Here is a 22,826-nt window from a genome sequence, read left to right on the forward strand (position 1 = left end):
AGAGTGCGACGTCAGTCGTGATCGAAGCAATAATGCTCTGGAAAATTTCAATCCACGCACTCACATAGAGTGCGACATATAAAATCTTATGAGTACGAAAGGAAGATAAAATTTCAATCCACGCACTCACATAGAGTGCGACAGCAAATCATTTAGCACAGGAAATGGATATGGATATTTCAATCCACGCACTCACATAGAGTGCGACGTTGGAGGGTTCATATAACAAATTCAAAAGAAAGATTTCAATCCACGCACTCACATAGAGTGCGACGCGGGATATGCGACCGAAGGCCGTTCTGTTTTATATTTCAATCCACGCACTCACATAGAGTGCGACGTCGATAGATTCGACAACGATGAAGAGGTGACGGTAATTTCAATCCACGCACTCACATAGAGTGCGACTATTTGCAGCATATCCTGATCTTTCAGTCCCTAGTATTTCAATCCACGCACTCACATAGAGTGCGACGAGGGCTTACCAAGCTAACTATTGGACTACCGAATGAAATTTCAATCCACGCACTCACATAGAGTGCGACAGCGATTTTCAGCCAAAAAGGCTTGAAAATGAGTTAAATCCAATCAATAAAACGCTTATTTCTTTAATTCGAGACCAAAACTATGCATCTCACTAAAAAAACCTGCCGAATAGGCGCCCAAATTCGGTGCGAATCCCCCGGGGATTTCATGTGTGCTTCCCATTCGCACCATAAATCTCGCCCTATAAATCCTTCCATCCATCCCGCAATTTTCACCAGTCCCACTCTAAATCAACTTATGCTTGTACCATTTCTCGCCTTTGAAGCGCCATGCGAAAATAAATCCGCGAATGCCCCATTCGGCTACCATTGCCAGCCATACGCCCATAATGCCGAATTGCAGAGTGATTCCCAGAACATAACCGAGCAAGATGCGGAACAGCCACATCGACAGCAAAGAGGCGATAGACGTGAAGCTCGAATCTCCAGCCGCTCGCAAGGCGGCGGGCATAATAAAGCTGTATGACCATAAGAAAGGCTGCGCGATCGCTATCACTAGCAGAAGGCCAAATATGGTAGGAACGATCTCTTCCGGCGGCGAGAATAAACTCACAATGAACGGAAACAACGGCAATATAATAACGGCCGCGACTATAAAGAATACCGTCGAAAGCCCGATGAATGACTTAATGAACTTCCGGGCATCCGGAATATTTTTTCGTCCAATACATTGCCCGACAATCGTTACAATCGAAATGCTGAGCGCATTACCGCCAATCTGGAACAGCATCGCAATAGAGCCGCCAATCGCATTCACGGTCATCGCCAGCGTCCCTAGTTGCACAATGAACGTCTGCGTCAATAGCTTTCCGCCATTGAAGAACATCTGCTCCGCAGCGAACGGAAGCCCGATGAACATAATTTTTTTGAAAATAGAAAAATCAAAGTGCAGCGCATTCTTAATCTTAAAGCGCAGCGTCTGGTTATATTTCAGCAAATAGGTTAGCGATGCTGCCATACCCAATATTCTTGCTAGAATCATAGAGATGACTAGCCCGATAATTCCCATATCAAACACCGTAATTAAGACGATATTTAAAGCTAAGTAAGTTAAATTCATGATCAAAGATAAGCCCAAGCAAGCCTTTGTCTCCGCAACCCCTCTAAGCACTCCGCTGACCGCTTGGAAGATGGCAATAAAGGGATAGGAAATACAGCTGCCGATTAGAAAAATCTTCGCATTGTTGAATACCTCAGCCTCAGCATTACCAAACAGCACATTTAGGGTAGAGGTATGGAATATAATGACTAGCGCACTGATCAATATAGACAACAAAGCAACTACAGAGATTGCTTGCGTAGCGGCTCTGGATACCATCTCCTGATTCCCGCTGCCTTTATACTGCGCCACAATAACGGTTCCGCCTGTAGCTACAGCCACGAATACGTTAATCAAGAACATATTCAATGAATCGACCATACTGACCGCACTGACGGCGGCAACCCCAGAGGAGCTGATCATCGCCGTATTGAGCAAACTCATCAGTACGATAAACGCCTGATCTACAAATATCGGAATAATAATCGCAATAATTTGCTTGTAATCAATTGAGCTTCCTGTAAAATACTTATTCAATAATAAAACGGTTCGTTGTTGTACACTCTGTCTTATTCTATGCACCGCGTCATCACTTCTTTGGTTGTATTGTGTCAAGAGTCTTAGCTGATCGTCTACTATTCCAACTTACAATAGCTCTATTACGATAAAAGTACCGTTTCCGAGTACAATTTGTTATACGTCTACCCTAGCTTACCATCCTATTGCTTTTTAAGTAAGCTTCTTTTGGCTCTCGCTACAATTCGTTTCGTTTCCTTCGTATCTGAAATATCCAACCACCGATCACAAATTTCCAGTACCCACTCCAAATTAGTTTTGCTAGCATCATTCAGCCAATTGCCTACGGAGTCCTGAACATATTTCGCCGGATCAGATTTCACCGCTTCTAGAAGTGAAGCTGCCATAGCAGGATTCTCCTTCAACTGCGGAATATGCTTCGCCCATACGCCTTGCGGACGTGTCGATTCAATGGCAAATCTTCTAATATTCTCATCTTTATCCACTACCCAATCCTTCAAGCAATCAAGCGACTTCACTACTTCCTTAGAGATCGATTCCCGTAGAGCCATCCACGCTATCTCCCGAACGCCAAAATGGGAATCTGCCGCAAAACGGCGAATGGCCATCAATCTTTGCTCCAAATCCAATCGTTCATCTACCCCAATCACATAAGCAGCCCAGCAGCGCACACTATCCGATAGATGAGTCGCCAATTCATTGTAGATTCGGCTGCCATCCTCTTCCGATCTTCGATCCATTAGCTGAAGCCACTCTTTAGTGATAGCAGGTATGATTCTCATAATCCTTTTTTCATCCAGCTCATTCAGCCTTTGAATTATTGGATCGCACTCTTCCTTCAAGTCAAGCTCCACAAGGATTGCTTGCACAAGAACCAGATGATCGACAGCCAGCCATTCCGTCAGATTAACGGTTTGCAGCTTCCCCTTCTCCAGCATTTCAACCACTTCATTCGGAATCTCACTTACCTTTCGAGCCCCTTTTCGCTGTAGCATCGTTCCATTATCCATAAATATCTCTTCCCCTCTTTTGAGCAAACTACTTCTACTATACTTCGTTTGTTCGAAGGAGGATGTAAGGTGGCTTACAGCTTTGTAAGAAGCTTTTCTCGATTGATCCAAATCGTTTTGAAACCTGTCTTTATGACCTCTTCTTTGACAAGCTCTTGCAGGGCGACCGTAACCCCTTCTCTCGTTGCTCCAACTAAATTGGCAATCTCCTGATGGGAAAGAGGAAGATTAATTTTGTGATACCTATCTTTACCCGCAAGTCCATACTGATCATACAGCTTCATCAGCACATGCAAAATTTTATCATGAAGACTTCCCACCGCGAGATTATGCGTTAATTGGCTTATGCCATTGATTCGATCACTCAATACTTTTAATAAGCTCATCATAAAGCGAGGGCGTTTCACCACAAAATCCTCAAACCTCAACCTATCCATCAAGCAAATATCGCTTTCTTCGATGGTTTCAATATAATGCTCTCTTGTGCCAAAAGATAGGATATCCATTTCGCCGAATACATTTCCTTCATTAAGAATATCGGAAGTAAACTGCTTCCCCTCCGCATTCAGCTTGTATAGACGAACCTTCCCTCTTTTCACAAAATAAAGCCCTTCGGCAAAAGTGGCTGGTGTCTGGATAAATGTGCTTTTCGGAAGTGTAGTTATTGAAGTTAGTTCATCCATCTCGATCAGATCTTCCATGGATAAGGAGTGAAGCAGATTAAATTGTGATAAATACTGTACGTTATCCATTTGTCCTCCTCTTGCCTAAAGCTGTTGAGAATGAAGAAAGCCAATGACCTGAATGGGCCAGAGGCTTTCTTGCGATTTATTTATTTTCTAAATCATCTGGATAAGAGATTGTTTTGAATACTTCGCCTGTGCTCTCATCTTCAACATGAATCTTAACGTTTATTTTATCTGCTTTTACACCGCTGAAGGATTGATAGAACATCCCTTGAAGTCCAAGGCCTAAGCTCACGAAGCCATCAAAACTGCCCTCGTAGGCTGCCTTATCCACACTTAGTGTAAATTCCGAATAGGTATCATTGCTGGATACATCTTTGATTGATTTGTAATCTCCTGAGGTTTTCAATTCATTGATATAATTAACAACTGTATCTTCCATTTTGTCCATCATTTTTTTATGGACTGCTTTCGGCATTTTATAAGTAACAGACCCATCTGCGTTCTTTGTAACGTCGCTTACTCCCTCTTCTTTCGCCGACGCAATGACCTGTTCAATATCCTGCCCCTCGAACATAGATGCAGGCAATGTAATCTCTACGCTCAAAAGATTCTTTTCGACTTCAATCGGCTTTGCCGTATTGGATGCCTCTTCATTAGGCTCGGAAGTTACTTCGGTATTTGCTGGTGTGTTGGTTTCTTTATTGCTTGCTGGCTCATTTGACCCACAAGCGGATGTGATAACCAATAAGAAAATAACAGAACCTATGAGAACTAATTTGATGCGCACTATAAAACCTCCTAATATTATGTAATTTCAGTCTACTATATAGTGCCGATTTTACCTAATAGATTATTAAAGGTGTGTTTCTTGCATCGAGGGGGAAATGGTTCTAATCACTGGTGTAGCTAGTTAGCTCACACATATATAGAGTGCGACTGATGCGCTTGGAGATCCATCTGCACCGTATCCTTATTTCAATCCACGCACTCGTACAGAGTGCGACCTACTTATGGAGAGCTCAAAGCCCTCGCAGCGAATTTCAATCCAGGCACTCATACAGAGTGCGACTCCGATGGAGCTTGGGTATTACAACATAGAGGGATTTCAATCCACGCACTCATACAGAGTGCGACGAGAACCAGTCATACTATCACCCTTAACAATCAAAATTTCAATCCACGCACTCATACAGAGTGCGACCGTTGGGAGCCAGCTCAGCCAATTCAAGGGCAATATTTCAATCCACGCACTCATACAGAGTGCGACGTTCGTACAGTGAAAGAATGTCCGAAGAAAAGCATTTCAATCCACGCACTCATACAGAGTGCGACACGTACCAGCCAAATGCCTACTGTAGCACCTAAATTTCAATCCACGCACTCATACAGAGTGCGACAGATCGGGAAGGAGTGGACGTCGTGGACGAAAATATTTCAATCCACGCACTCATACAGAGTGCGACCCTATGGAGAATTTACAAGGAGCAGCCTTCTCAATATTTCAATCCACGCACTCATACAGAGTGCGACAAATTCGAAACTACAGGCTGAACGAAATAGTCATCATTTCAATCCACGCACTCATACAGAGTGCGACGCGTCTACTTGATCATCATTTTTGCCATTAGGATTTCAATCCACGCACTCATACAGAGTGCGACGGTTTTCCCCTTGTCAATAGCTACACTTAATGCTATTTCAATCCACGCACTCATACAGAGTGCGACATCATCGTATTTACCTAGATAGAGAGCTGCTGAATTTCAATCCACGCACTCATACAGAGTGCGACCGAAGTTAGGGCAGTGGATAGGTGAACATTCTTATTTCAATCCACGCACTCATACAGAGTGCGACTACCTGCACCAGTAATGGCGCAGATCGCCCTATGGATTTCAATCCACGCACTCATACAGAGTGCGACTTGTTAAATTTTGACTCGTACTAAAATTATTAAATTTCAATCCACGCACTCATACAGAGTGCGACCGTTGCAAGTGCAGCGGAACCATGGCCTTTCCCAATTTCAATCCACGCACTCATACAGAGTGCGACTGCAGGGGTTCATGAATACGGTAGCGCTAAGATGCATTTCAATCCACGCACTCATACAGAGTGCGACGTGCACGGATAGCTATTGTAGATGATCCAGTGAAATTTCAATCCACGCACTCATACAGAGTGCGACGGCGGCAATGGAGTTAAAGCTAAATATCATGCAAATTTCAATCCACGCACTCATACAGAGTGCGACCAGATATATTAGTGCTATGTGCAGAGAGCTTGAATTTCAATCCACGCACTCATACAGAGTGCGACTTGGTCATTTTGGGCTGAAACTAGGCTGTATAAAATTTCAATCCACGCACTCATACAGAGTGCGACATGGAATTTATCTTCAATACGTATGAAGCTCGGTATTTCAATCCACGCACTCATACAGAGTGCGACGGTGCGAAGGATGCACCACATGCAGCAGGCGAGTGAATTTCAATCCACGCACTCATACAGAGTGCGACGCAAAGCATGGGTTGCAGCTGATGAATCCCGTATATTTCAATCCACGCACTCATACAGAGTGCGACGAGGATGCGCCATGGTTAACGGATTACGAGGATATTTCAATCCACGCACTCATACAGAGTGCGACAGCGGCCCGAAAAAGGCCTTGCCCTGCAAGGGCTGAGAGGCCAAAAAGTGCGACTCTCTAACAACAAGGATAATTTCAAGGTTTAACTTCGTATCTAAATGGCTGAAACCCTTGTCCAGCAAAGAGGTGCGAATCCCCTAGGGATTTCATGTGAGCTTAGGGTTCGCACTTCGTTTCTTCCACCATGCGATCTAAACTATGTTTTCACCTGATATCATTCACCCAGTTATTTCCTTAACGATAGTTATATCATTCTTTTGTTCGATAATAAACTCTTTTTTCTCTATGCTAATAGTAAGCTTCTGTACCCTATCTCCGATACTTCCATCTTATTTGCCCCACCTGCAATTAAGTATCGGATCTGATAGATCTGTTTTATATATAAAAATTACAGTAAAAGCCAAACCCTCTCTTTTTCGAGCAAAAAATTTATATCCCAACTCATATTCATCAATTATTTTCCACTCTTAGTATGATACTATGTTAATAGATTTCATTACTACAGAATGGGGTGTACTTTGTGACGATGAATCATAGCCAGCTTGAAGAAGGATATTTTGGTGAATTTGGGGGCAGCTTCATTCCTCCCGAACTGAAAGAAGTAATGGATTATTTAAGTGAACAATTTAATAAATATAAGGATGAACCCGAGTTTAATGAAGAGCTTCGTTATTATTTGCGCGAATACGTTGGTCGGGAGAATCCGTTGACCTTTGCTAAGCAGATAACAGAAGCTTGGGGCGGCGCTAAAGTTTATTTGAAGCGTGAAGACCTCAATCATACTGGCGCGCACAAAATCAATAACGTTGTCGGTCAAATCCTCCTCGCCAAAAGAATGGGCGCCAAGCGCATTATCGCCGAGACTGGAGCAGGTCAGCATGGTGTTGCTACTGCTACCGTATGTGCGATGTTCAATATGGAGTGCATCATTTATATGGGTGCCGAGGATACGAAGCGCCAAGCATTGAACGTATTCCGCATGGAGCTGCTAGGTGCTACAGTCGTACCCGTACATAAAGGCCAAGGCCGCTTGAAGGATGCGGTAGACGAGGCTTTGAATGATCTGGTCCTGAACTATAAAAACACGTTCTATCTGCTTGGTTCCGCAGTAGGCCCTCATCCGTTCCCGAGCATGGTGAAGCACTTCCAATCTATTATTAGTGAAGAGTCCAAGCGTCAGATTATGGAGAAAGAAGGTCGCCTGCCTGATGCTGTTATTGCTTGCATAGGCGGAGGAAGCAATGCAATTGGAGCGTTCGCGCACTATTTGGACGAGCCTTCTGTTCGTTTGATCGGGGTAGAGCCGGATCAAGCTCCTACTTTAACGGAAGGCGTTCCAAGTGTCCTCCATGGCTTCAAATGCTTGGTCCTGCTTGATGAAGAAGGCAACCCAAAGCCAACTTACTCCATCGCAGCAGGTCTAGACTACCCAGGGGTTGGACCAGAACATAGTAACCTCAAGGTTATTGGACGTGCAGAATACGTAGCAATTAGCAACGAAGAAGTATTGGCGGCGTTCCAAGAATTATCCCGTACAGAGGGAATTATCCCCGCACTCGAAAGCGCACATGCGGTCGCTTATGCGAAGAAGCTTGCTCCCACAATGAGCAAGGATCAAATTATTATTATTAATCTGTCCGGACGCGGCGACAAGGACGTTGAGCAAGTGTTCCATATGCTTAAAGCCTAGAAACAGCTATACACCAGCAGCTATCACAATCTATTGTGGTAGCTGCTTTTATTTAGGAGAAGGATTCAAATAGGAACTAATACTTGTTCATGGCAATGGCCTTTTATGACCGCCACTCGTGTCCGAGCTGCCCCGACCTTCCTTTCTTTATCAGCTTTCCAGCCATGTGCGCATCCCGTCCATCGTTTATCTCTCGATTTATGTTCATTGATCTAGTAAACTGACATACACCATTGCCTTATTGCTAACAGCTTTCAGATAATAGCCACTACGTCCCAAATCTTCACACACAAAAAGAGCTGCACAAATTGGTTTTGTGCAGCTCTCCATACTGTTATTTTCTCTATTACTGTTGCTCACGCTCGAACGTACGAATCATTTGCTCCATAACCTGATCGGGTGATTGGTCAATCAGCCAAGTCTGGCCAAACATTTGGAAAATTTTAATGGTTGGGAAATCTCCCCAGAAACCAACAAACTCATCATTTAATTGTACTTTGTCCGACACATGGCGATTCATTTCCTCCAGGTAGTCCTCAAGAATCGCTTTCGCTTTCGGATGGCTGAGCCAATCGTTTAACAGGCTAAACTTATGGAAGGTAATCTCTTCGCTTCCGAAATCGCAATATATTCTTTCTCGAATGCGGATATCCCTTGAAGAGCTCCCGATTGCGAACTGGAAATACCCCGTTTCGGCGACCCATTTGTTATATTTCGTATTATAGTAAGCAAGATCCCTCTCCTCAAGAACGAAGCTGATCTCCTTCTTCTCACCAGGCTCAAGCTCAAGCTTGACGAATGCCTTCAATTCTTTCTCAGGCCGAACCCATTTGCAGTCCTCGTCATGCACATACAGCTGTACGACTTCTTTGCCAGGCAGCCCTCCTGTATTCTCAATACTGAACGTAACAGTCACTTTATCGCCATGCTGCACAGCCTTCAGATTAGAATAGCCGAAGGACGTGTATGACAAACCGTGTCCGAATGGAAATTGCGGAACAATCTCCTTCTTGTCGTAATAGCGGTATCCAACGAACAGCCCCTCCCGATAGAACAGCTTCCCGTTCTCACCGCGTATCCGCATATGCGACGGGTTATCGGACAGCTTGACCGGGAACGTCTCTGACAATTTGCCTGACGGATTTACCTTTCCGAACAAAATGTCGGCGATCGCTTTGCCGCTGCCTTGTCCCGTCAGCCAAGAGTGGAGAATGCCTGGCACATGCTGTGCCCATGGACGCATCGCGAGCGCTGTGCCGCTGCTTGTTACAACAATGCATTTGGGTTGAACCGCCGAGATGGCTTCAATGAGCTTCAGTTGATGCAAAGGCAGATCAATGCCTTCCAAATCATGCATTTCTGACTCCGCATACTCCGGCTGCCCGACGAACAAGATCGCCATGTCTGCCTTCGCTGCCAGTTCAACGCTTTCTTGAATAAGCTGTTCATTCACGCTGTCATCTTGCGGATAACCGTCCGCATAAGACAGAGAGATCGAACCAGCCGCATTCTCTTGCATCTCTTCCCATGGAATATCTATGCGTGTAGGTGTCACCTTGGCGCTGCCGGCGCCTTGGATTCTCGGCTGCTTAGCGAATTTGCCGATAATCGCCACCGAGGATACCTTCTCCGAATTAATCGGAAGAATCTGATTGTCGTTTTTAAGCAGTACAATGCTTTCCGCCGCCGCTTTCCTTGCAAGCTCATGATAATCGACAGCTGGCTTCTCCTGCTCGTTGCTTGTTTCTGTTGTTTTGCGCACCAATTCGATAATGCGTCTGACGGTCTTATCTAGCTGTGCCTCAGTCAACGTACCCGCTTGCACGGCTTCGATGATCGCTTTCGTATTGTAATGCGCTGGTCCCGGCATTTCCAAATCAAGGCCTGCTTTAAGACCTCTTACGCGGTCGTTTACAGCCGTCCAATCAGACAGCACAACCCCTTCATATCCCCATTCCTCGCGTAAAATATCATTCAGCAAGTGCTCATTTTCGCTAGCATAGGAGCCATTCAAAAGATTATAAGAGCACATGATCGTCCACGGATTCGATTTTTTGACAATTCGTTCAAAAGCGCTCAAATAAATTTCGCGCAGCGTCCGTTCATCTACCTCAGAGCTGGTTACCATTTTCTCGTACTCTTGATTGTTGCAAGCAAAGTGCTTAACCGATGCACCGACGCCTTGGCTCTGCAAGCCGTTCACGAAGGCTACTCCAAGCTCGCCCGACAGGCAAGGGTCCTCGGAATAATATTCGAAGTTGCGGCCGCCGAGCGGGGTGCGCTTCATATTGATTCCAGGTCCAAGAAGAAGCTCAACGCCCATCTGTTTGCCTTCCTGACCAAGGGCAACACCAACCTCATGCAGCAGCTCTATATTCCATGACGAGCCGATTGCCGAGCCCGTCGGGTAGCAAGTTGCTGGTATATTCTCGCCAGTAATGCCGATCTCTTCGTCACTATTCGTTTTGCGTATGCCATTTGTACCGTCATACATATGGATGGCCGGGATTCCAATACGGTCATTCCCTTTTGTCATCCACATATTCAGACCTGCGCACAGCGCGGCTTTTTCCTCTATTGTCATGGCTTTCAGTACATTTTCTGTTGATTGCTTCACAGTGTACTCCTCCTCATCCAAACCTATTTATCCTTCATTCAGGCTGGTATCTTGTTGTTCTTTCTTTAGCTCTTGCATGTCATAAATTTTGAAGAATGGAAACCAAACGACGAAAATAATGATCAGGACAACCGCGAGCAATATGAGCCCTTTAAAGCCGGTCAAAAGATACGTGGATAAGCCAAGAGGCGTGTACCATAGCTGGAATACCTTGCTCGGGATATCAACAAGGCCGAGATCGAGCACTATATAGACGATAATTGGCGTTATTATGCCGTTGATCCACATTGGAACCATTAAGATCGGATTGAAAGCAACTGGAGCGCCATAAATGACGGGCTCGTTAATATTGAATAGGGAAGGCACAATCGTCGCCTTGCCAATGGAACTCAGCCTTTTGGATTTGGCGAATAGGAACCAGATAACAAGCGGCAGTGTCGCGCCAAGCCCGCCTACTCCTACCCATCCGGAGAAAAAGGTCTCGAACGTATTAATATTAGCAGGCTCCAGGCCCTGTGCGACCAATGCAGCATTCTCCTCGATCGCAGGAATCCAGATCGAATATAAGATCGGAGTTAATACCCATGGGCTGACGCCGAAGGAATAAAGAACAACACCGATAAAGTTAAATAATACGAATCCTAATAAGCTTTGGCTAATGATGTTAAGCGGCTCGAACACGCTGACAATCAGCGCGAAAATATCGAAGTGAAGCTGATAGATAAGCACCCAGCCGAATGTTAGAATAAGTGCAATCGGAACGAGAAAATCAAACCAGTCTACAATAAACTCTGGCAAGTTTGTATCCTTCTTAAACCAGGAGAAACGGTTGAACGCATTTATCACGACCGCTACGGTAATCCCTACTAGCAGTGCTGTAATCATGCCCGACGGTCCGAATCGCTCCAATATAAACTGTACGGTACCGTCATCCCCGAATGTCGGCTTCAGCAGCATGAGGAACAACGATAAGCCTGTCGCCCCTGCGATCAGCTTAATTTTGTGGCGTTCCTTCTTCTGCATAACCATATATGGCGTCAGAAAAGCGATGAAAATGCCCAGTAGACCAAAGCTGAACGTCGTGATCGGCGTCAAATCGGGCAGGCCCGGAATAAAATCCTTCAAAATCGATATAAGCGTAATCAATGAACCAATAAAAATCATCGGCAGCGTCACCATTATCGCTTCTTGAATCGAGTCCACCCATACATTTTTAGTGAATGCTTCAAGACGAGGTGCGAATTTATCTGCCATCCACTTCATAAAACGATCCATTGTCATCCCCCCATAATCTTTGTTCGACGTTATTGCTTACTCAGTATAAAACCATTTGATAACGCTTTCTTGTTGTTATTTGTCACGTATAGGTATGTTTCTTGCCGAAACATTTTCCCCTCAATAACTTTGCTATATCCGACATTATATATACAGCAAAAAACACCCTTACAAAAAAATAGAAAGGGTGTTTGCTTACGACCACGCTCAGTCGCTTCTATTCAATATTGTCTAGTAAGCGTAATCAGCCTAATTCCGTGAGGCGGAAGAATGCATGTCACTTCATAGCCTTCCGCCTCCGTTATAAGCTCCGTCTTCATTTCAGGGCCGCTTTTGCCCTGCAAGTAGAGGAGCTCCTCATTCGTTGGATGGATGGGCGCTCCCAATCGAATCCACTCATCAAATACCGAACCATGCTCACGATCAAGCTGATAGCTTGTCATTTTATAGCTGTTATTCAAGCCTTCCAGCTTCAAATGAAAGGCTTTGTCACCCTTCTCTTCAAAAATGGTATAGCGGCTCTTGTCCGTCAATCCTGATCGGTCACCGCTTGCGAACAGCTCATCCACATGCGCATAATGATACATTAATACTTGGAAGCTTCCGTCCTTTCGATTCGTTACGATATAACCGTCTCCACGGGCGACAATCTTATCTCCCAGCTTGGCCAGCAGTTCAAAGGCATAATAGCTTGGCTTCTTCAGCCCGTTCTGACTGATTAGACCGAACCCGCCATAGAATAGCGAGGGTGGAACCTGGCTTTCTTCGAAAACATCGGTGAAGGACCAAAAGGCGATCGAGGTCATCGTGCCTAACGTTTGAAGAGCTTGATGGATGACGAATGCTGCCATAAACATCGTATCATGCATCAGGTTGCGATCATAAATAGAGAAATTCCATTCCGTCATATGGAGCTCAAGATCCGGTGCAGCATCCGCACCGATTTGATCTCTTAACCGCTTAACGCTGTCCAGATAAAAGGATGGCGGCATGATTCTCGTTAGCTTATCCGTCTCGTCCTTATGATGCGGATATTCCGAATACACATGAAATGAAAAAAAGTCGATCGGTATATGACCATTGCGGCAATAAGCCATAAAGTCCTCCGCCCAGCTGTCATTCCACAGCGATCCATAACCGAGCGCAGGCCCGCCCACCTTCAAATCGGCAGCTACCGACTTAATCATGCATACGGTTGACTTGTAAAAATCAAAATACTCCTGCTTCGTTCCCGCCCAACAAACGCCAGCTAGATCGGGCTCATTCCAAACCTCGAAATACCACTTCTTCACTTCATCATACCCGTAACGATTCAAACAATGACGAACAAACTCACGGACGAGCTTGTCCCACTTGCTCTGAATAGCCGGAGGAGCAATATTGCCCCTCCACCAAAAAATCGTTTCGTTTGAACGGCGCAGCAGCGTCGGCATAAAGCCCAGTTCTACGAATGGGCGGATGCCGGCTTGCAGCAAGAAATCATATAGCTTGTCTACATACGACCAGTTATAGATTGGTTCTCCGTCATCCGATTCGCTGTAGACCATCATCTCATCATTAAATATGCCGTGGAAGCGGATATACTTGAAGCCAAGACTGCGTTGCAGCTCCAGAAACTGCTCCTGCCAATCGGATCTAAGCCCTTCTACAGCTCTGCCGGCAGTCGTTACCTTATTCCAATGCGGTTCATACATCGAGCCCGGATCATTAGCGCTTATATGTATAGCAATGCGATTAGGAACCATCTGCCTTGCTTCCCATTCATTCGTTCGGTCCTCGTTGCGTCCCAAATAACGATATAAAGATTCCATAGCTTGTATAGTGTCGGTTTCATAATAATCACTGCTTGACGATTCATCGTAGGTAAGCGGTTTTCTCGTCGATGAAGATCTCGCCTCGGTTGCCAATGATTCACGGAATGCGCTTGGCGTGCAATCATACTTTTCTTTGAAATATTTGTTGAATAGCTTCACATTCGCGAAGCCGCAATCATGCGCAATTTGTGTCATGCTTTTGCTGGACTCCATCAGCTCGATTACCGCCTTCTCCAAGCGGACCGAGGTTAAATATTTTTGGAACGGGATACCGATTTTATCAGAGAAGAAATGAGAGAAATAATGCAGGCTCAGATGCTCTTGATCGGCAATCGTTTGCAGCGTTATTTTCTGGCTATAATGACGATCGACGAACTGCAGCACGCGATTCAGCCGTTTATAATCATAAGCCTTGCCTTCCTCCTGCGAGGCTTCGTTAAGGCCTTCTGAGAAATAGCGAAGCAAATGGCCTGCCAGCAGGTGCAGCAAGCCTTTTGAATAATTACGGCAGCCAGGAGCTTTCTTGCTTGCTTCCCATGCCATCTCCGCCAAATAACGTCGAACCCTGTCATAACGATCGCGGTTATCAGGCATCTGCTGCAAGGAATTGCAATCAATGAAGGCATGATCGTCCACGAGCTCAGGGCTGAATTGCAAAGTCAGCAGCACGTTGTCTTGATTGGTACGCTCGATTTTGTGGACGGACATGCTGTTTACGACAATAATATCGTCTTGATGCAGGATGTATTGGCGCTGATCCAAATAGATGATGACTGCACCCTGCAGCACATATATAATTTCAACTTCTTTATGCCAATGAAAATGAACATGCGCAACACTGTTCACGAACAGTCGTATCGGCAGATCATCCTGATGCTCAATAAACTCATAAAGGTAACGCATTGCAAGCTCCCCTTTCCCTTCCTATTATGTATTCATTACGCACAAAAATACAAACAACAGGAACGTTCTTCTCTACTTGTGCGAAACATTTTTTAGCAATTTTATACATTTCACAATCCCATCAATGATATATTATTAGTGTGATTAATTAGGAAGCTATTACTGGCAAACAAGGAGGATTGTATGGAATACTTAAGAGATTACGCTATGTATACTTCTATATTCGGCATGTTCAGCTTTTGCTGGTTCGGCTGGGCACAAGAAAATCCCAGACCAGCCTGGCGCAAATACATTGGCATCGCTTCTGGCATTGCCCTATTACTATGCTTGTTCGGTGTTTACTTAAGCGTGAAGAATTGGAACGCACCATCCGCTTTATCCGACGTGACCTCTTTCCGCAATTATTTGATTTTTGTATACGCCGAAATCATTTTAGCAGGTGCGGGTGCTTTTGTACTCATCAGAAAAAAAAGCAAGGATTATATCGCTCCTTGGATCGCCTTCGTTGTAGGCATACATTTTATTGGCTTGAAAAATGTCTTTGATGATGCCAGCTTGTATCTGCTCGCGGCCTTACTCGTTGGCGTCTCCGTTCTGTCACTACCCTTATCCAAAAAACTCGGCGTAGCGAGCAGCGCTATTACAGGCATCGGTGCCGGTACAGTACTATTTGCCTTTGCTGTTCTAGGATTAATACGATTTTTCTAAATATCGGAGGAATGAAAAATGACTGAGCTCAATACCTTATTTCGCCAAAGAATAGGTCTCCCTGCTGACGAAGTTATTACCTTCCACAGCCTGTCGGCCATTCTGGAGGCAACAGCAACCACTATCCCATTTGAGAATTTAAGCATCATCAATCATCATACAAGCGATATCTCCAGAGAAAACATAGTGAATAAAATACTCATAAACAACGAAGGCGGCCTTTGTTATGAATTGAACTCGATCTTCTATTTGTTCTTGATTGACAATGGTTTTCATGCATCGGTCGCAACCGCAGTCGTCTATGATTCTGCTGCTCAAGAGTATCGCACGCTTGGCAGAACTCATGTAACCATTCTCCTTTATCATGAAGAGCAGACGTATTTAATAGATACAGGCTTTGGAGGGAACCTCCCTCTAGCCCCTGTTCCTTTGACTGGGGAAGCCTTAGCATCCATTAATGGAGAGTTTCGGATTAGACAGGAAGAGAGTGAGCATGGGAATTATGTGCTGGAGATGAAATTGAAGCATAAGGATACGGACTGGAGAATAGGCTATGCCTTCGATTCCAAGCAGACTCTAATCGACATAGCAGAATTCAATAGCATCCAGCAGATTATTGCCGAGCACCCGGAATCTTCATTCAACAAGACGCCTCTAGTTACCCGTCTGACACCTCACGGTAATATAACTTTAACGAACACTTCATTTACGCAATGGGATGATGGGATTAATACAAAAGAGACGATAGACAGTGAAAGGTATAAAGAATTGCTGCAACATTATTTTGGCCTGTAATACGCCTATAACAATTACGGCCTAGTTCTTTATTGTTGAATACTTCATTTTATCAAACACCAATAAATCTTTTGCATTTCTCCACCCAATGGGTTACTATTTTTATATCGACAAATTTGCAGGTCTATATAAGGAGGTTCACACGCTATGTGCCCCCGTACCAAAGAACAAAATGAGCTCATACGCATACAGCGAAGAGAACAGATCTTGGACGTCGCTGCGCGCTCCTACTTCCGCACGGGCGGCAGCTTTGATATTCGCGACGTCGCCCGCGAGGCAGGGCTTGGTTATGGCACAGTATACCATTATTACCCCAGCCGGCATTTATTAATAGAAGATGTGTTAGAAAGCGGCTTCGAGCGATGCGAGCAAGTTATCGCAGAATGGGCGGACAGCAGCAGCCTCCCGGATGACTCGCAGTTGTTGGCGTATTGTAAAGCACTGCTCCGGCTGTGGCAGTCTGACGCCCGTGCATATCTCGTCTACAAAATGGCGGCAGAACATTATGCAGGCTTGCCTGAAAAGGATCAACACCACGCCAAAAAACAATTTATGGAACGGCTGTATGTCCCACTCCAATCGATCGCCCAGTGCGAAGACGACAGCGTCGACCATATGCTTGCCGTGCTGGTCGGTTGCTGTGGGCTGCACTACTATGCGGGCAATTCGGACCTGAACATCGATCGAATTGCCCGACTCGCTATGCAAGCTATTACGAAGGAGTCCTGATACGAACATGGTCATTTTAAAAAGCAAACATGAAATTGAGGCGATCCGCAAGGCATGCCAAGTGGTAGCTGAATGCCATCGTACAATCGCCCCGCTTATCAAACCAGGTATTACGACCAACGAAATTGATCGCATATTCGAGGACATCATGTTGAAGCACGGGGCAAAGCCATACCAAAAAGGCTATAAAGGCTATCAATATGCAACCTGTGCCTCCCCCAACGATGTGATCGCACATGGCTTCCCTAGCAATAAGCCACTCAAGGAAGGCGATATCGTAACGATCGACACGGTCGCTGAGGTCGATGGCTGGCTCGGCGATTCGGCTTGGAGCTATGCGGTCGGGCAGATCTCGCCGATGGCCGAGAAGTTGATGCGTGTTACGAAGGAATGTCTTGATCTGGGCATCCAGCAGGCGCAGCCCGGCAATCGACTCGGCGACGTGACGAGTGCGATTCAGCGGCATGCGGAATCACACGGTTTCGGCGTCGTGCGTGACCTTCTCGCCCATGGCATCGGCCGCGATCTGCATGAGGAGCCGAATTATATGCATGTCGGCAAGCCTGGCAAAGGTCTCCGTATCAAGGAAGGTATGGTATTCACGATTGAGCCCATGATTACCGAAGGCACGTACTTCATGAAAATTGATTCGGACGGCTGGACCGCTCGGACGTTGGATAACAAGCTCGCCGCCCAATACGAGCATACAATCGCCATCACGGCTGAAGGTCCACAAATTTTGACCGCGCAATAGAAAAAAAAGGATAGAGATTTCAGATAACATCTGAATCTCTATCCTTTTTAATTCCTATTGTTTGTTGGCATGGAACAGGCAGCTATGACTTGCCTATAGCCGAATCTTGCTCATGCTCACGAACGTCCGCAAGCAATTTGGCGAGCCATTCAAGCTCTAGCTTAATTTGATTATAAGCATGATCATAAATCAAATAAGCCGTTTCCTCTGTACTCTTTTTCTCGCTGTTCACAATATCTTCCGCATGCTTCAAGCGCTCCCGCTGCTTCTGAATAATTTCCTCGACGAGAAACCCCACCTTGCTCTGATCCGCATATCTAATGAAGCAAGTGGTGGCATAAATCCCTCGAATAGTTGTGAAATTTTTCAGGCTGGAATAAATCTCCTGCTCGAGCGCTTCACGCCCAAGCTGTGTAATCCCGTAAGTGGTTTTGCTCGGACGATTCACATCCCGTGTAACTTCGAGCTTCTCAATATACTGCTTCTTCCGCAGCACCTCAAAATTATAGTACAGGCTCCCATCATTGAAATGTGGGATATCCCCCATATTCCGGCTCAACAGCATCTTCTTAATATCATACGGATGATGGTTCCCGCTAGATAATATGCCCAATATCGCGATATGAAGTGTCAACCAAATGCCCCCTCTGTTAAGGGTAGTAGCCTGCTGATTCCTAAGGCTCAGCAGACTCTTAGGCTAGTGTACATGAAAAAGGAGAAAGAATCACGCTTGAACCGGATGAGAATCGCCCACTACAGCTTTTTTCTTCGATTTGAAATGATGGGTAATGGCTCCGATTAGTATGCTTGCTACCGCAATCACAACTAATCCCAAAACATACTTGCCTGTTTTGCCGCCGCCGAAGAGAATATTGAAATCCGCTTGGGAAGAATAGAACATAATCGAAATATAGCTAAGTGGCTTGAAGAAGCCTGGCATCATGGACTGTGCCAATACAGCACCGCTGCTAATGGTTTGCGAAAGCAGGATTGGCAGGTTGACCAACATGCCGCTTTGTCCGAATAAGAACGAGAATATAGCCGTAAACTCAATAGCAGTAAGCAGCTCCAGTGCATGCAGCATCCACATTTGCGCGAACGTTCCAGCGCCAAATCCGCCTTGAATGCTGAAATAGATAGCTAGTCCAATAAGCGGAGCGATCAAGGAAGTAATAACCGTGACACCTTGATAGTAGAAGAATGCTTTCCACTTGCCGATCTTGTTCTTGTAGCCGTTCACTACACCAACCAAAATCATGGAGAAGATCATCGCACCAACATAAGATACCATGGAGATGAACATCGGTGCCATTTGGTTATGCATACCCGGCGGCAGCTCATTGGTCGATACGATATTCGATACCAATCTTGTAGGCAAGCCTTCCGCTAATTGCTTTGCTTGATCATCAGGGATCTTCAAGCCTTTAAGAACACCTTCCGCGTTCTGTACGGCCAGTTGTTGATTAAGGGCTGTCGTAATTTGTGTAACCACCGAGCTCATTGAGCTGGTTACCATCGCCGGATTAGATTGATTGATCATGAAATCCAAGGAAACCGGCTTGTCCTGCTGAGATAGCTGTTCACTAAAGTCCTGCGGAATATGCACGATCATATGAATGTCGCGATCTTCCAATTGCTGCTCGGCATCTTGAAGCGAAATATCTGTTAAGAGCTTGAATGGAAGCTGCTCCTTCAAGCCATCTGCAATTTCCTCTCCATACTGCGTATCCTCATTAACAATGGCTACTGACATTTTCGCGATATTTTTCGGCACTGAGGAGTAACCATACATAAAGAGTCCGAGAAACATTACCTGATAAAAAACAACCATAAATATTCCGCCCATTACGGCTTTGTTCCTCAAGAAGGCGAGAAATGGCTTCATCTTGCATCATCCTATCTGATTATATTATTTGCATTTACCTTCAAACCAAATACTCTAATTAAAGTAATGCAGTGAGAAATTATAGACTTGTTTGAGGGTGATGTCAAATAAAAGATCAGCCACAGTCGTACAGCAGTTTTTTCCATAAAAATCTGAGTATAAAAAAAAGAACACGCCTCATTGGGCGTGCTCGATTAAACCTGTCCTTTTATTTATTCAATTTAAAGGTCGATACCATTTCCTGCAGCTCTGCAGCCATATGGCTTAATGAATCCGAGGAAGAAGAAATTTCCTCCATGGAACGGCATTGCTCTGCTGTAGTCTCGGAAATCATCGTTAATTCTTGTAACGAAGCTCTAGATATATCTACGATTTCATTCATAGACGCCAACACTTCCTCCGAGCCTGCAGATAATTGCTGCGTGGAAGCAGAAATTTCATCAATCTGATTAGATACCCCGGTTACTGCCTGAATGATAGACTCAAACACCTCTCCTACCTGCTCGATCTTAAGAACACTTCTACGAGCCTCCTCCGTCCCTTCCGATATTGATCTGGAAGCTAACGAAGTCGATCGTTGTATATCTGACAATATTCCTGCAATCGATCCAGTAGCCGCAGTCGTCTGTTCAGCCAGCTTCTTGACTTCTCCTGCCACAACAGCAAAGCCTCTGCCATGCTCGCCTGCACGAGCAGCCTCAATCGCAGCATTCAAGGAAAGCAAATTCGTTTGTGTCGCGATTTCCGAAATGTAGCTGACAATCTGATTGATCTCAGCTGATCTGGATTCCAATGCTTGAATCATGGAAGCTGAGTTCTGTACTGCATGACTGACATTTGTAATTTGTTGAACCGCCTCTTGAACAACGTCATCGCCTTTTGTCACTTGCCCGTACACATGCTGAGCACTCTCATTTACGATGCTTGAAGACTCCGCGATTCTCTGAATGCCTATAGCCATTTCTTCCATTGCATTAGCAGATTGCTCCGACCCTTCGAATTGCTCTTGCGCTCCTTTTGTAATCCGATTGACCGAATTAGACGTGTGCTCAGAAGCACGAACAGAGTTTAGAGATATAGCCGTTAATTGTTCTGAGGAAGCTGCTGTATGCTGAATAGCATCTTCTAGTTTATGGAGTGTGAGAGAGAACGAATTCAACATAACATTGATATTATGCTTCAGCTGCTGCAATTCGTCCCTTCCTTTTACTTCAAGGCGATCTGTCAGGTCTCCTCCAGCCACCCTCTTCATAAGATTGGTCATCATGTAGATTGGCCGAACGATAAAGCCTGATAGGATATAGGATAATAAAGCGACTACCAGCGCGCATATGACAATAACGATGTAGCCTGTTCTTTTTGATTGCTCAACACTGCTCATTAAATCCGCTTTATCCCCGGAGACAACAACCTGCCATCCGGTTAAACCAACCTCCGCATAGGATGCTAGCTTAGTAATGTTATCCTGATCTTTATAGTAGGTGTTCCCCTGTGTCTTTGCCAGAATTTCATCTGTAAATACACCAATAGCTGCTTCGCTCTCAAACTCCTTGAAGCTCTTTCCTATTCTCTCTTCCGATTGATGGGCAAGATAGTTCCCGTCCTTTGAAAGGAGAAACGCCGAGCTGCTTTCGCTCATTTTGTTTTTATTTAGCTTCTCCAATATATTGCCGGGAGTTACGATCGCCTGAATTAGACCACGGAATTCACCACTATCCGCGAGAATGGGAATATCGATAATAATAATATTGTCCCCGGTGCTGCCATCAGGCAAAATGTCAGAGACTCCTACACTCTTCCCTTCCTTAATCTTCTTGAAATTATCGTAATTCGAAATATCCAGTTTTTCGAAATCCTCGTTTATCGATAACCCCGATTCTGGCGAATAGGAAAAAGATAGAACATCAGGGCTCATTGCTTTCATTAGCTTAAGATGCTCGACAATTACATTTGGATCATTTTGCAGGAAATCCGTTTTATATACACTAACCATATTTTTTATCGATTCGACTTTTGTATTGAGAAATTCATTTAGCTCCTCCGCATTCACGGAAGCAATAATCATTTGCTGCTCTTTGAGTTCCTTTTCCACAATACCGGAGAATAAATGGGTGGAGACCCAAGCAACCAATACAACGGGTATAACGGTAAGCAACAGCAGAAAAACAATAAATTTAACCTTTAAAGAATTCGACCCCTTTTTCAGCATCCCTAACCAAGAATTCATAAGCTGTGCACTCCTCTGTGTTGTATAATTCTTTCGTGCTAGATTGCTCAGAATTAATTCGACATGACTTGACAAATACCTCTATTAAACGGAGAAATTGCCACTCTAATCAAATCAGCCGCATCCATTGTTATGGACGCGGCTGATAAGCGAAATTCTCAAATTTCTACAAAGGATCATTAGCAGTGCCCGTCAGGCGTTCGCGAGTGTCTGTCTCATTGCCTGCCAAACGTTTGGTAAAGGTTCTTCTCCAGCTTTCCGACAGCTCCTCTACCTCCAATATCCGCCTCATATCGTCCATTCGATCCTTGTCGACATGCATAATTTGATTGGCAAAAGCTATCGTAATCGCAAGGGGATGAGAGGAGACCTGCAGCAGTCTGTCTGTCGGCGAGACCTTTCCTTCCTTTAATACGCGAAAATAAAAACCAGTGTACCCTGTCTCTTGTACCTTTAACGGCATCGCAGGCTCATCATATCGAACGGATAGCTTATAGCATGGCTGTCGCGGCTGAGTGATCTGTACGATCGCGTCCCCCAGCTCGAATACATCCCCGATACATCCCTCCGTTTCGAGAAATCCTCGAACGGTGAGATTCTCGCCGAATGCTCCGAATGCCAGCTCCCTCTGCAGCTCTGCCTCCCAGTATGGATAATGCTCATAAGCATAGACGCATACTGCCTTATCCTTTCCGCCATGATGAGCAAGATCCGCCTGCCCATCCCCTTCGAAGCCTTCCCAGCCCAAAAACAAAGCATCCTGCACAGATGACTTGAATATGCCTGTACTTATTTCTTTGTTTTTATAGTGGATTTGCCGAGGCTTGCTAATATTGAGCGACAAAAGCTCGCCATTGATCATTTGAATTTCCCCCTGTTCCATTCTAATGTTTAACTCCGCCGAGCCAAGTTTAAGTATAGAGTGCAATGTGACTTGCTAACTCGGAGGAGGTTGAAAG

General features: G+C 45.0%; 16 protein-coding genes and 2 CRISPR repeat arrays (1 of these 18 running past the window's edge). Of the genes, 5 read left to right on the forward strand and 11 right to left on the reverse strand.

Going from position 1 to position 22,826, the window contains the following annotated elements; genetic code table 11:
* A CRISPR array of direct repeats spans positions 1 to 545; the repeat unit is 32 nt; unit sequence ATTTCAATCCACGCACTCACATAGAGTGCGAC; it begins 355 nt to the left of the window's first position.
* Between the two features lie 226 nt (positions 546 to 771).
* The 4 genes from AC50YO_RS14660 to AC50YO_RS14675 all read right to left on the reverse strand — a co-directional run bounded on the left by AC50YO_RS14660 (position 772) and on the right by AC50YO_RS14675 (position 4,607).
* On the reverse strand, positions 772 to 2,121 hold the full coding sequence (locus tag AC50YO_RS14660; RefSeq protein ID WP_494848046.1) for an MATE family efflux transporter: 1,350 nt from the start codon (positions 2,119 to 2,121) through the stop codon (positions 772 to 774).
* 182 nt (positions 2,122 to 2,303) lie between these two features.
* Positions 2,304 to 3,116, reverse strand: coding sequence for a DNA alkylation repair protein (locus AC50YO_RS14665; RefSeq protein ID WP_494848129.1), 813 nt, complete (start codon positions 3,114 to 3,116; stop codon positions 2,304 to 2,306).
* Positions 3,117 to 3,205: 89 nt separating this feature from the next.
* A complete protein-coding gene (locus tag AC50YO_RS14670) occupies positions 3,206 to 3,883 on the reverse strand; it encodes a Crp/Fnr family transcriptional regulator (RefSeq protein ID WP_494848048.1) in 678 nt (225 codons plus the stop codon).
* 76 nt (positions 3,884 to 3,959) lie between these two features.
* The gene (locus tag AC50YO_RS14675; RefSeq protein ID WP_494848052.1) at positions 3,960 to 4,607 is read right to left on the reverse strand and encodes a hypothetical protein; all 648 of its coding nucleotides are present in this window, start codon (positions 4,605 to 4,607) and stop codon (positions 3,960 to 3,962) included.
* Positions 4,608 to 4,792: 185 nt separating this feature from the next.
* Positions 4,793 to 6,470: direct repeats of the CRISPR family, unit length 32 nt; unit sequence ATTTCAATCCACGCACTCATACAGAGTGCGAC.
* 526 nt (positions 6,471 to 6,996) lie between these two features.
* Between AC50YO_RS14675 and trpB the strand changes: the two genes are divergently transcribed.
* The gene (gene trpB / locus AC50YO_RS14680) at positions 6,997 to 8,160 is read left to right on the forward strand and encodes a tryptophan synthase subunit beta (RefSeq protein WP_494848131.1); all 1,164 of its coding nucleotides are present in this window, start codon (positions 6,997 to 6,999) and stop codon (positions 8,158 to 8,160) included.
* Positions 8,161 to 8,506: 346 nt separating this feature from the next.
* On the opposite strand, the gene AC50YO_RS14685 is transcribed toward trpB, so the two are convergent.
* The 3 genes from AC50YO_RS14685 to AC50YO_RS14695 all read right to left on the reverse strand — a co-directional run bounded on the left by AC50YO_RS14685 (position 8,507) and on the right by AC50YO_RS14695 (position 14,769).
* Positions 8,507 to 10,777: a beta-glucosidase family protein gene (locus tag AC50YO_RS14685; RefSeq protein WP_494848055.1), complete on the reverse strand. Its 2,271-nt coding sequence runs from the start codon at positions 10,775 to 10,777 to the stop codon at positions 8,507 to 8,509.
* 27 nt (positions 10,778 to 10,804) lie between these two features.
* Positions 10,805 to 12,052, reverse strand: a complete 1,248-nt coding sequence (locus tag AC50YO_RS14690; RefSeq protein WP_494848057.1) for a PTS sugar transporter subunit IIC — start codon at positions 12,050 to 12,052, stop codon at positions 10,805 to 10,807.
* A 221-nt stretch (positions 12,053 to 12,273) separates the two neighbouring features.
* A complete protein-coding gene (locus AC50YO_RS14695) occupies positions 12,274 to 14,769 on the reverse strand; it encodes a GH39 family glycosyl hydrolase (RefSeq protein ID WP_494848059.1) in 2,496 nt (831 codons plus the stop codon).
* Between the two features lie 183 nt (positions 14,770 to 14,952).
* Here AC50YO_RS14695 and AC50YO_RS14700 point away from each other — a divergent pair, with 183 nt between their 5' ends.
* From AC50YO_RS14700 to map, 4 genes are all read left to right on the forward strand, one after another.
* Complete coding sequence (locus tag AC50YO_RS14700) at positions 14,953 to 15,477, forward strand: hypothetical protein (protein WP_494848061.1); 525 nt, start codon at positions 14,953 to 14,955, stop codon at positions 15,475 to 15,477.
* Positions 15,478 to 15,495: 18 nt separating this feature from the next.
* On the forward strand, positions 15,496 to 16,272 hold the full coding sequence (locus AC50YO_RS14705) for an arylamine N-acetyltransferase family protein (protein ID WP_494848063.1): 777 nt from the start codon (positions 15,496 to 15,498) through the stop codon (positions 16,270 to 16,272).
* A 147-nt stretch (positions 16,273 to 16,419) separates the two neighbouring features.
* The gene (locus tag AC50YO_RS14710) at positions 16,420 to 17,001 is read left to right on the forward strand and encodes a TetR/AcrR family transcriptional regulator (RefSeq protein ID WP_494848065.1); all 582 of its coding nucleotides are present in this window, start codon (positions 16,420 to 16,422) and stop codon (positions 16,999 to 17,001) included.
* A gap of 7 nt (positions 17,002 to 17,008) precedes the next feature.
* Complete coding sequence (map, locus tag AC50YO_RS14715) at positions 17,009 to 17,755, forward strand: type I methionyl aminopeptidase (protein WP_494848067.1); 747 nt, start codon at positions 17,009 to 17,011, stop codon at positions 17,753 to 17,755.
* An 82-nt stretch (positions 17,756 to 17,837) separates the two neighbouring features.
* Here map and AC50YO_RS14720 read toward each other — a convergent pair whose 3' ends face one another.
* The 4 genes from AC50YO_RS14720 to AC50YO_RS14735 all read right to left on the reverse strand — a co-directional run bounded on the left by AC50YO_RS14720 (position 17,838) and on the right by AC50YO_RS14735 (position 22,729).
* Entirely contained in the window at positions 17,838 to 18,389 is a 552-nt protein-coding gene (locus AC50YO_RS14720) for a PadR family transcriptional regulator (RefSeq protein WP_494848068.1), read from the reverse strand.
* A 90-nt stretch (positions 18,390 to 18,479) separates the two neighbouring features.
* The gene (locus tag AC50YO_RS14725; RefSeq protein WP_494848070.1) at positions 18,480 to 19,640 is read right to left on the reverse strand and encodes a YhgE/Pip domain-containing protein; all 1,161 of its coding nucleotides are present in this window, start codon (positions 19,638 to 19,640) and stop codon (positions 18,480 to 18,482) included.
* A gap of 208 nt (positions 19,641 to 19,848) precedes the next feature.
* Entirely contained in the window at positions 19,849 to 21,867 is a 2,019-nt protein-coding gene (locus AC50YO_RS14730) for a methyl-accepting chemotaxis protein (RefSeq protein WP_494848072.1), read from the reverse strand.
* 166 nt (positions 21,868 to 22,033) lie between these two features.
* Positions 22,034 to 22,729: an MOSC domain-containing protein gene (locus tag AC50YO_RS14735; protein ID WP_494848074.1), complete on the reverse strand. Its 696-nt coding sequence runs from the start codon at positions 22,727 to 22,729 to the stop codon at positions 22,034 to 22,036.
* Positions 22,730 to 22,826 lie beyond the last annotated feature (97 nt).

The sequence above is a fragment of the Paenibacillus sp. J22P59 genome, assembly GCF_059383895.1.

What these genes read in the sequence shown, in the direction of transcription:
- AC50YO_RS14730 (WP_494848072.1), bottom strand. Translation starts at nt 21,867, where the DNA reads ATGAATTCTTGGTTAGGGATGCTGAAAAAGGGGTCGAATTCTTTAAAG.
- AC50YO_RS14700 (WP_494848061.1), top strand. Translation starts at nt 14,953, where the DNA reads ATGGAATACTTAAGAGATTACGCTATGTATACTTCTATATTCGGCATG.
- trpB (WP_494848131.1), top strand. Translation starts at nt 6,997, where the DNA reads ATGAATCATAGCCAGCTTGAAGAAGGATATTTTGGTGAATTTGGGGGC.
- AC50YO_RS14665 (WP_494848129.1), bottom strand. Translation starts at nt 3,116, where the DNA reads ATGCTACAGCGAAAAGGGGCTCGAAAGGTAAGTGAGATTCCGAATGAA.
- AC50YO_RS14670 (WP_494848048.1), bottom strand. Translation starts at nt 3,883, where the DNA reads ATGGATAACGTACAGTATTTATCACAATTTAATCTGCTTCACTCCTTA.
- AC50YO_RS14690 (WP_494848057.1), bottom strand. Translation starts at nt 12,052, where the DNA reads ATGGATCGTTTTATGAAGTGGATGGCAGATAAATTCGCACCTCGTCTT.
- map (WP_494848067.1), top strand. Translation starts at nt 17,009, where the DNA reads ATGGTCATTTTAAAAAGCAAACATGAAATTGAGGCGATCCGCAAGGCA.
- AC50YO_RS14695 (WP_494848059.1), bottom strand. Translation starts at nt 14,769, where the DNA reads ATGCGTTACCTTTATGAGTTTATTGAGCATCAGGATGATCTGCCGATA.
- AC50YO_RS14705 (WP_494848063.1), top strand. Translation starts at nt 15,496, where the DNA reads ATGACTGAGCTCAATACCTTATTTCGCCAAAGAATAGGTCTCCCTGCT.
- AC50YO_RS14735 (WP_494848074.1), bottom strand. Translation starts at nt 22,729, where the DNA reads ATGATCAATGGCGAGCTTTTGTCGCTCAATATTAGCAAGCCTCGGCAA.
- AC50YO_RS14710 (WP_494848065.1), top strand. Translation starts at nt 16,420, where the DNA reads ATGTGCCCCCGTACCAAAGAACAAAATGAGCTCATACGCATACAGCGA.
- AC50YO_RS14725 (WP_494848070.1), bottom strand. Translation starts at nt 19,640, where the DNA reads ATGAAGCCATTTCTCGCCTTCTTGAGGAACAAAGCCGTAATGGGCGGA.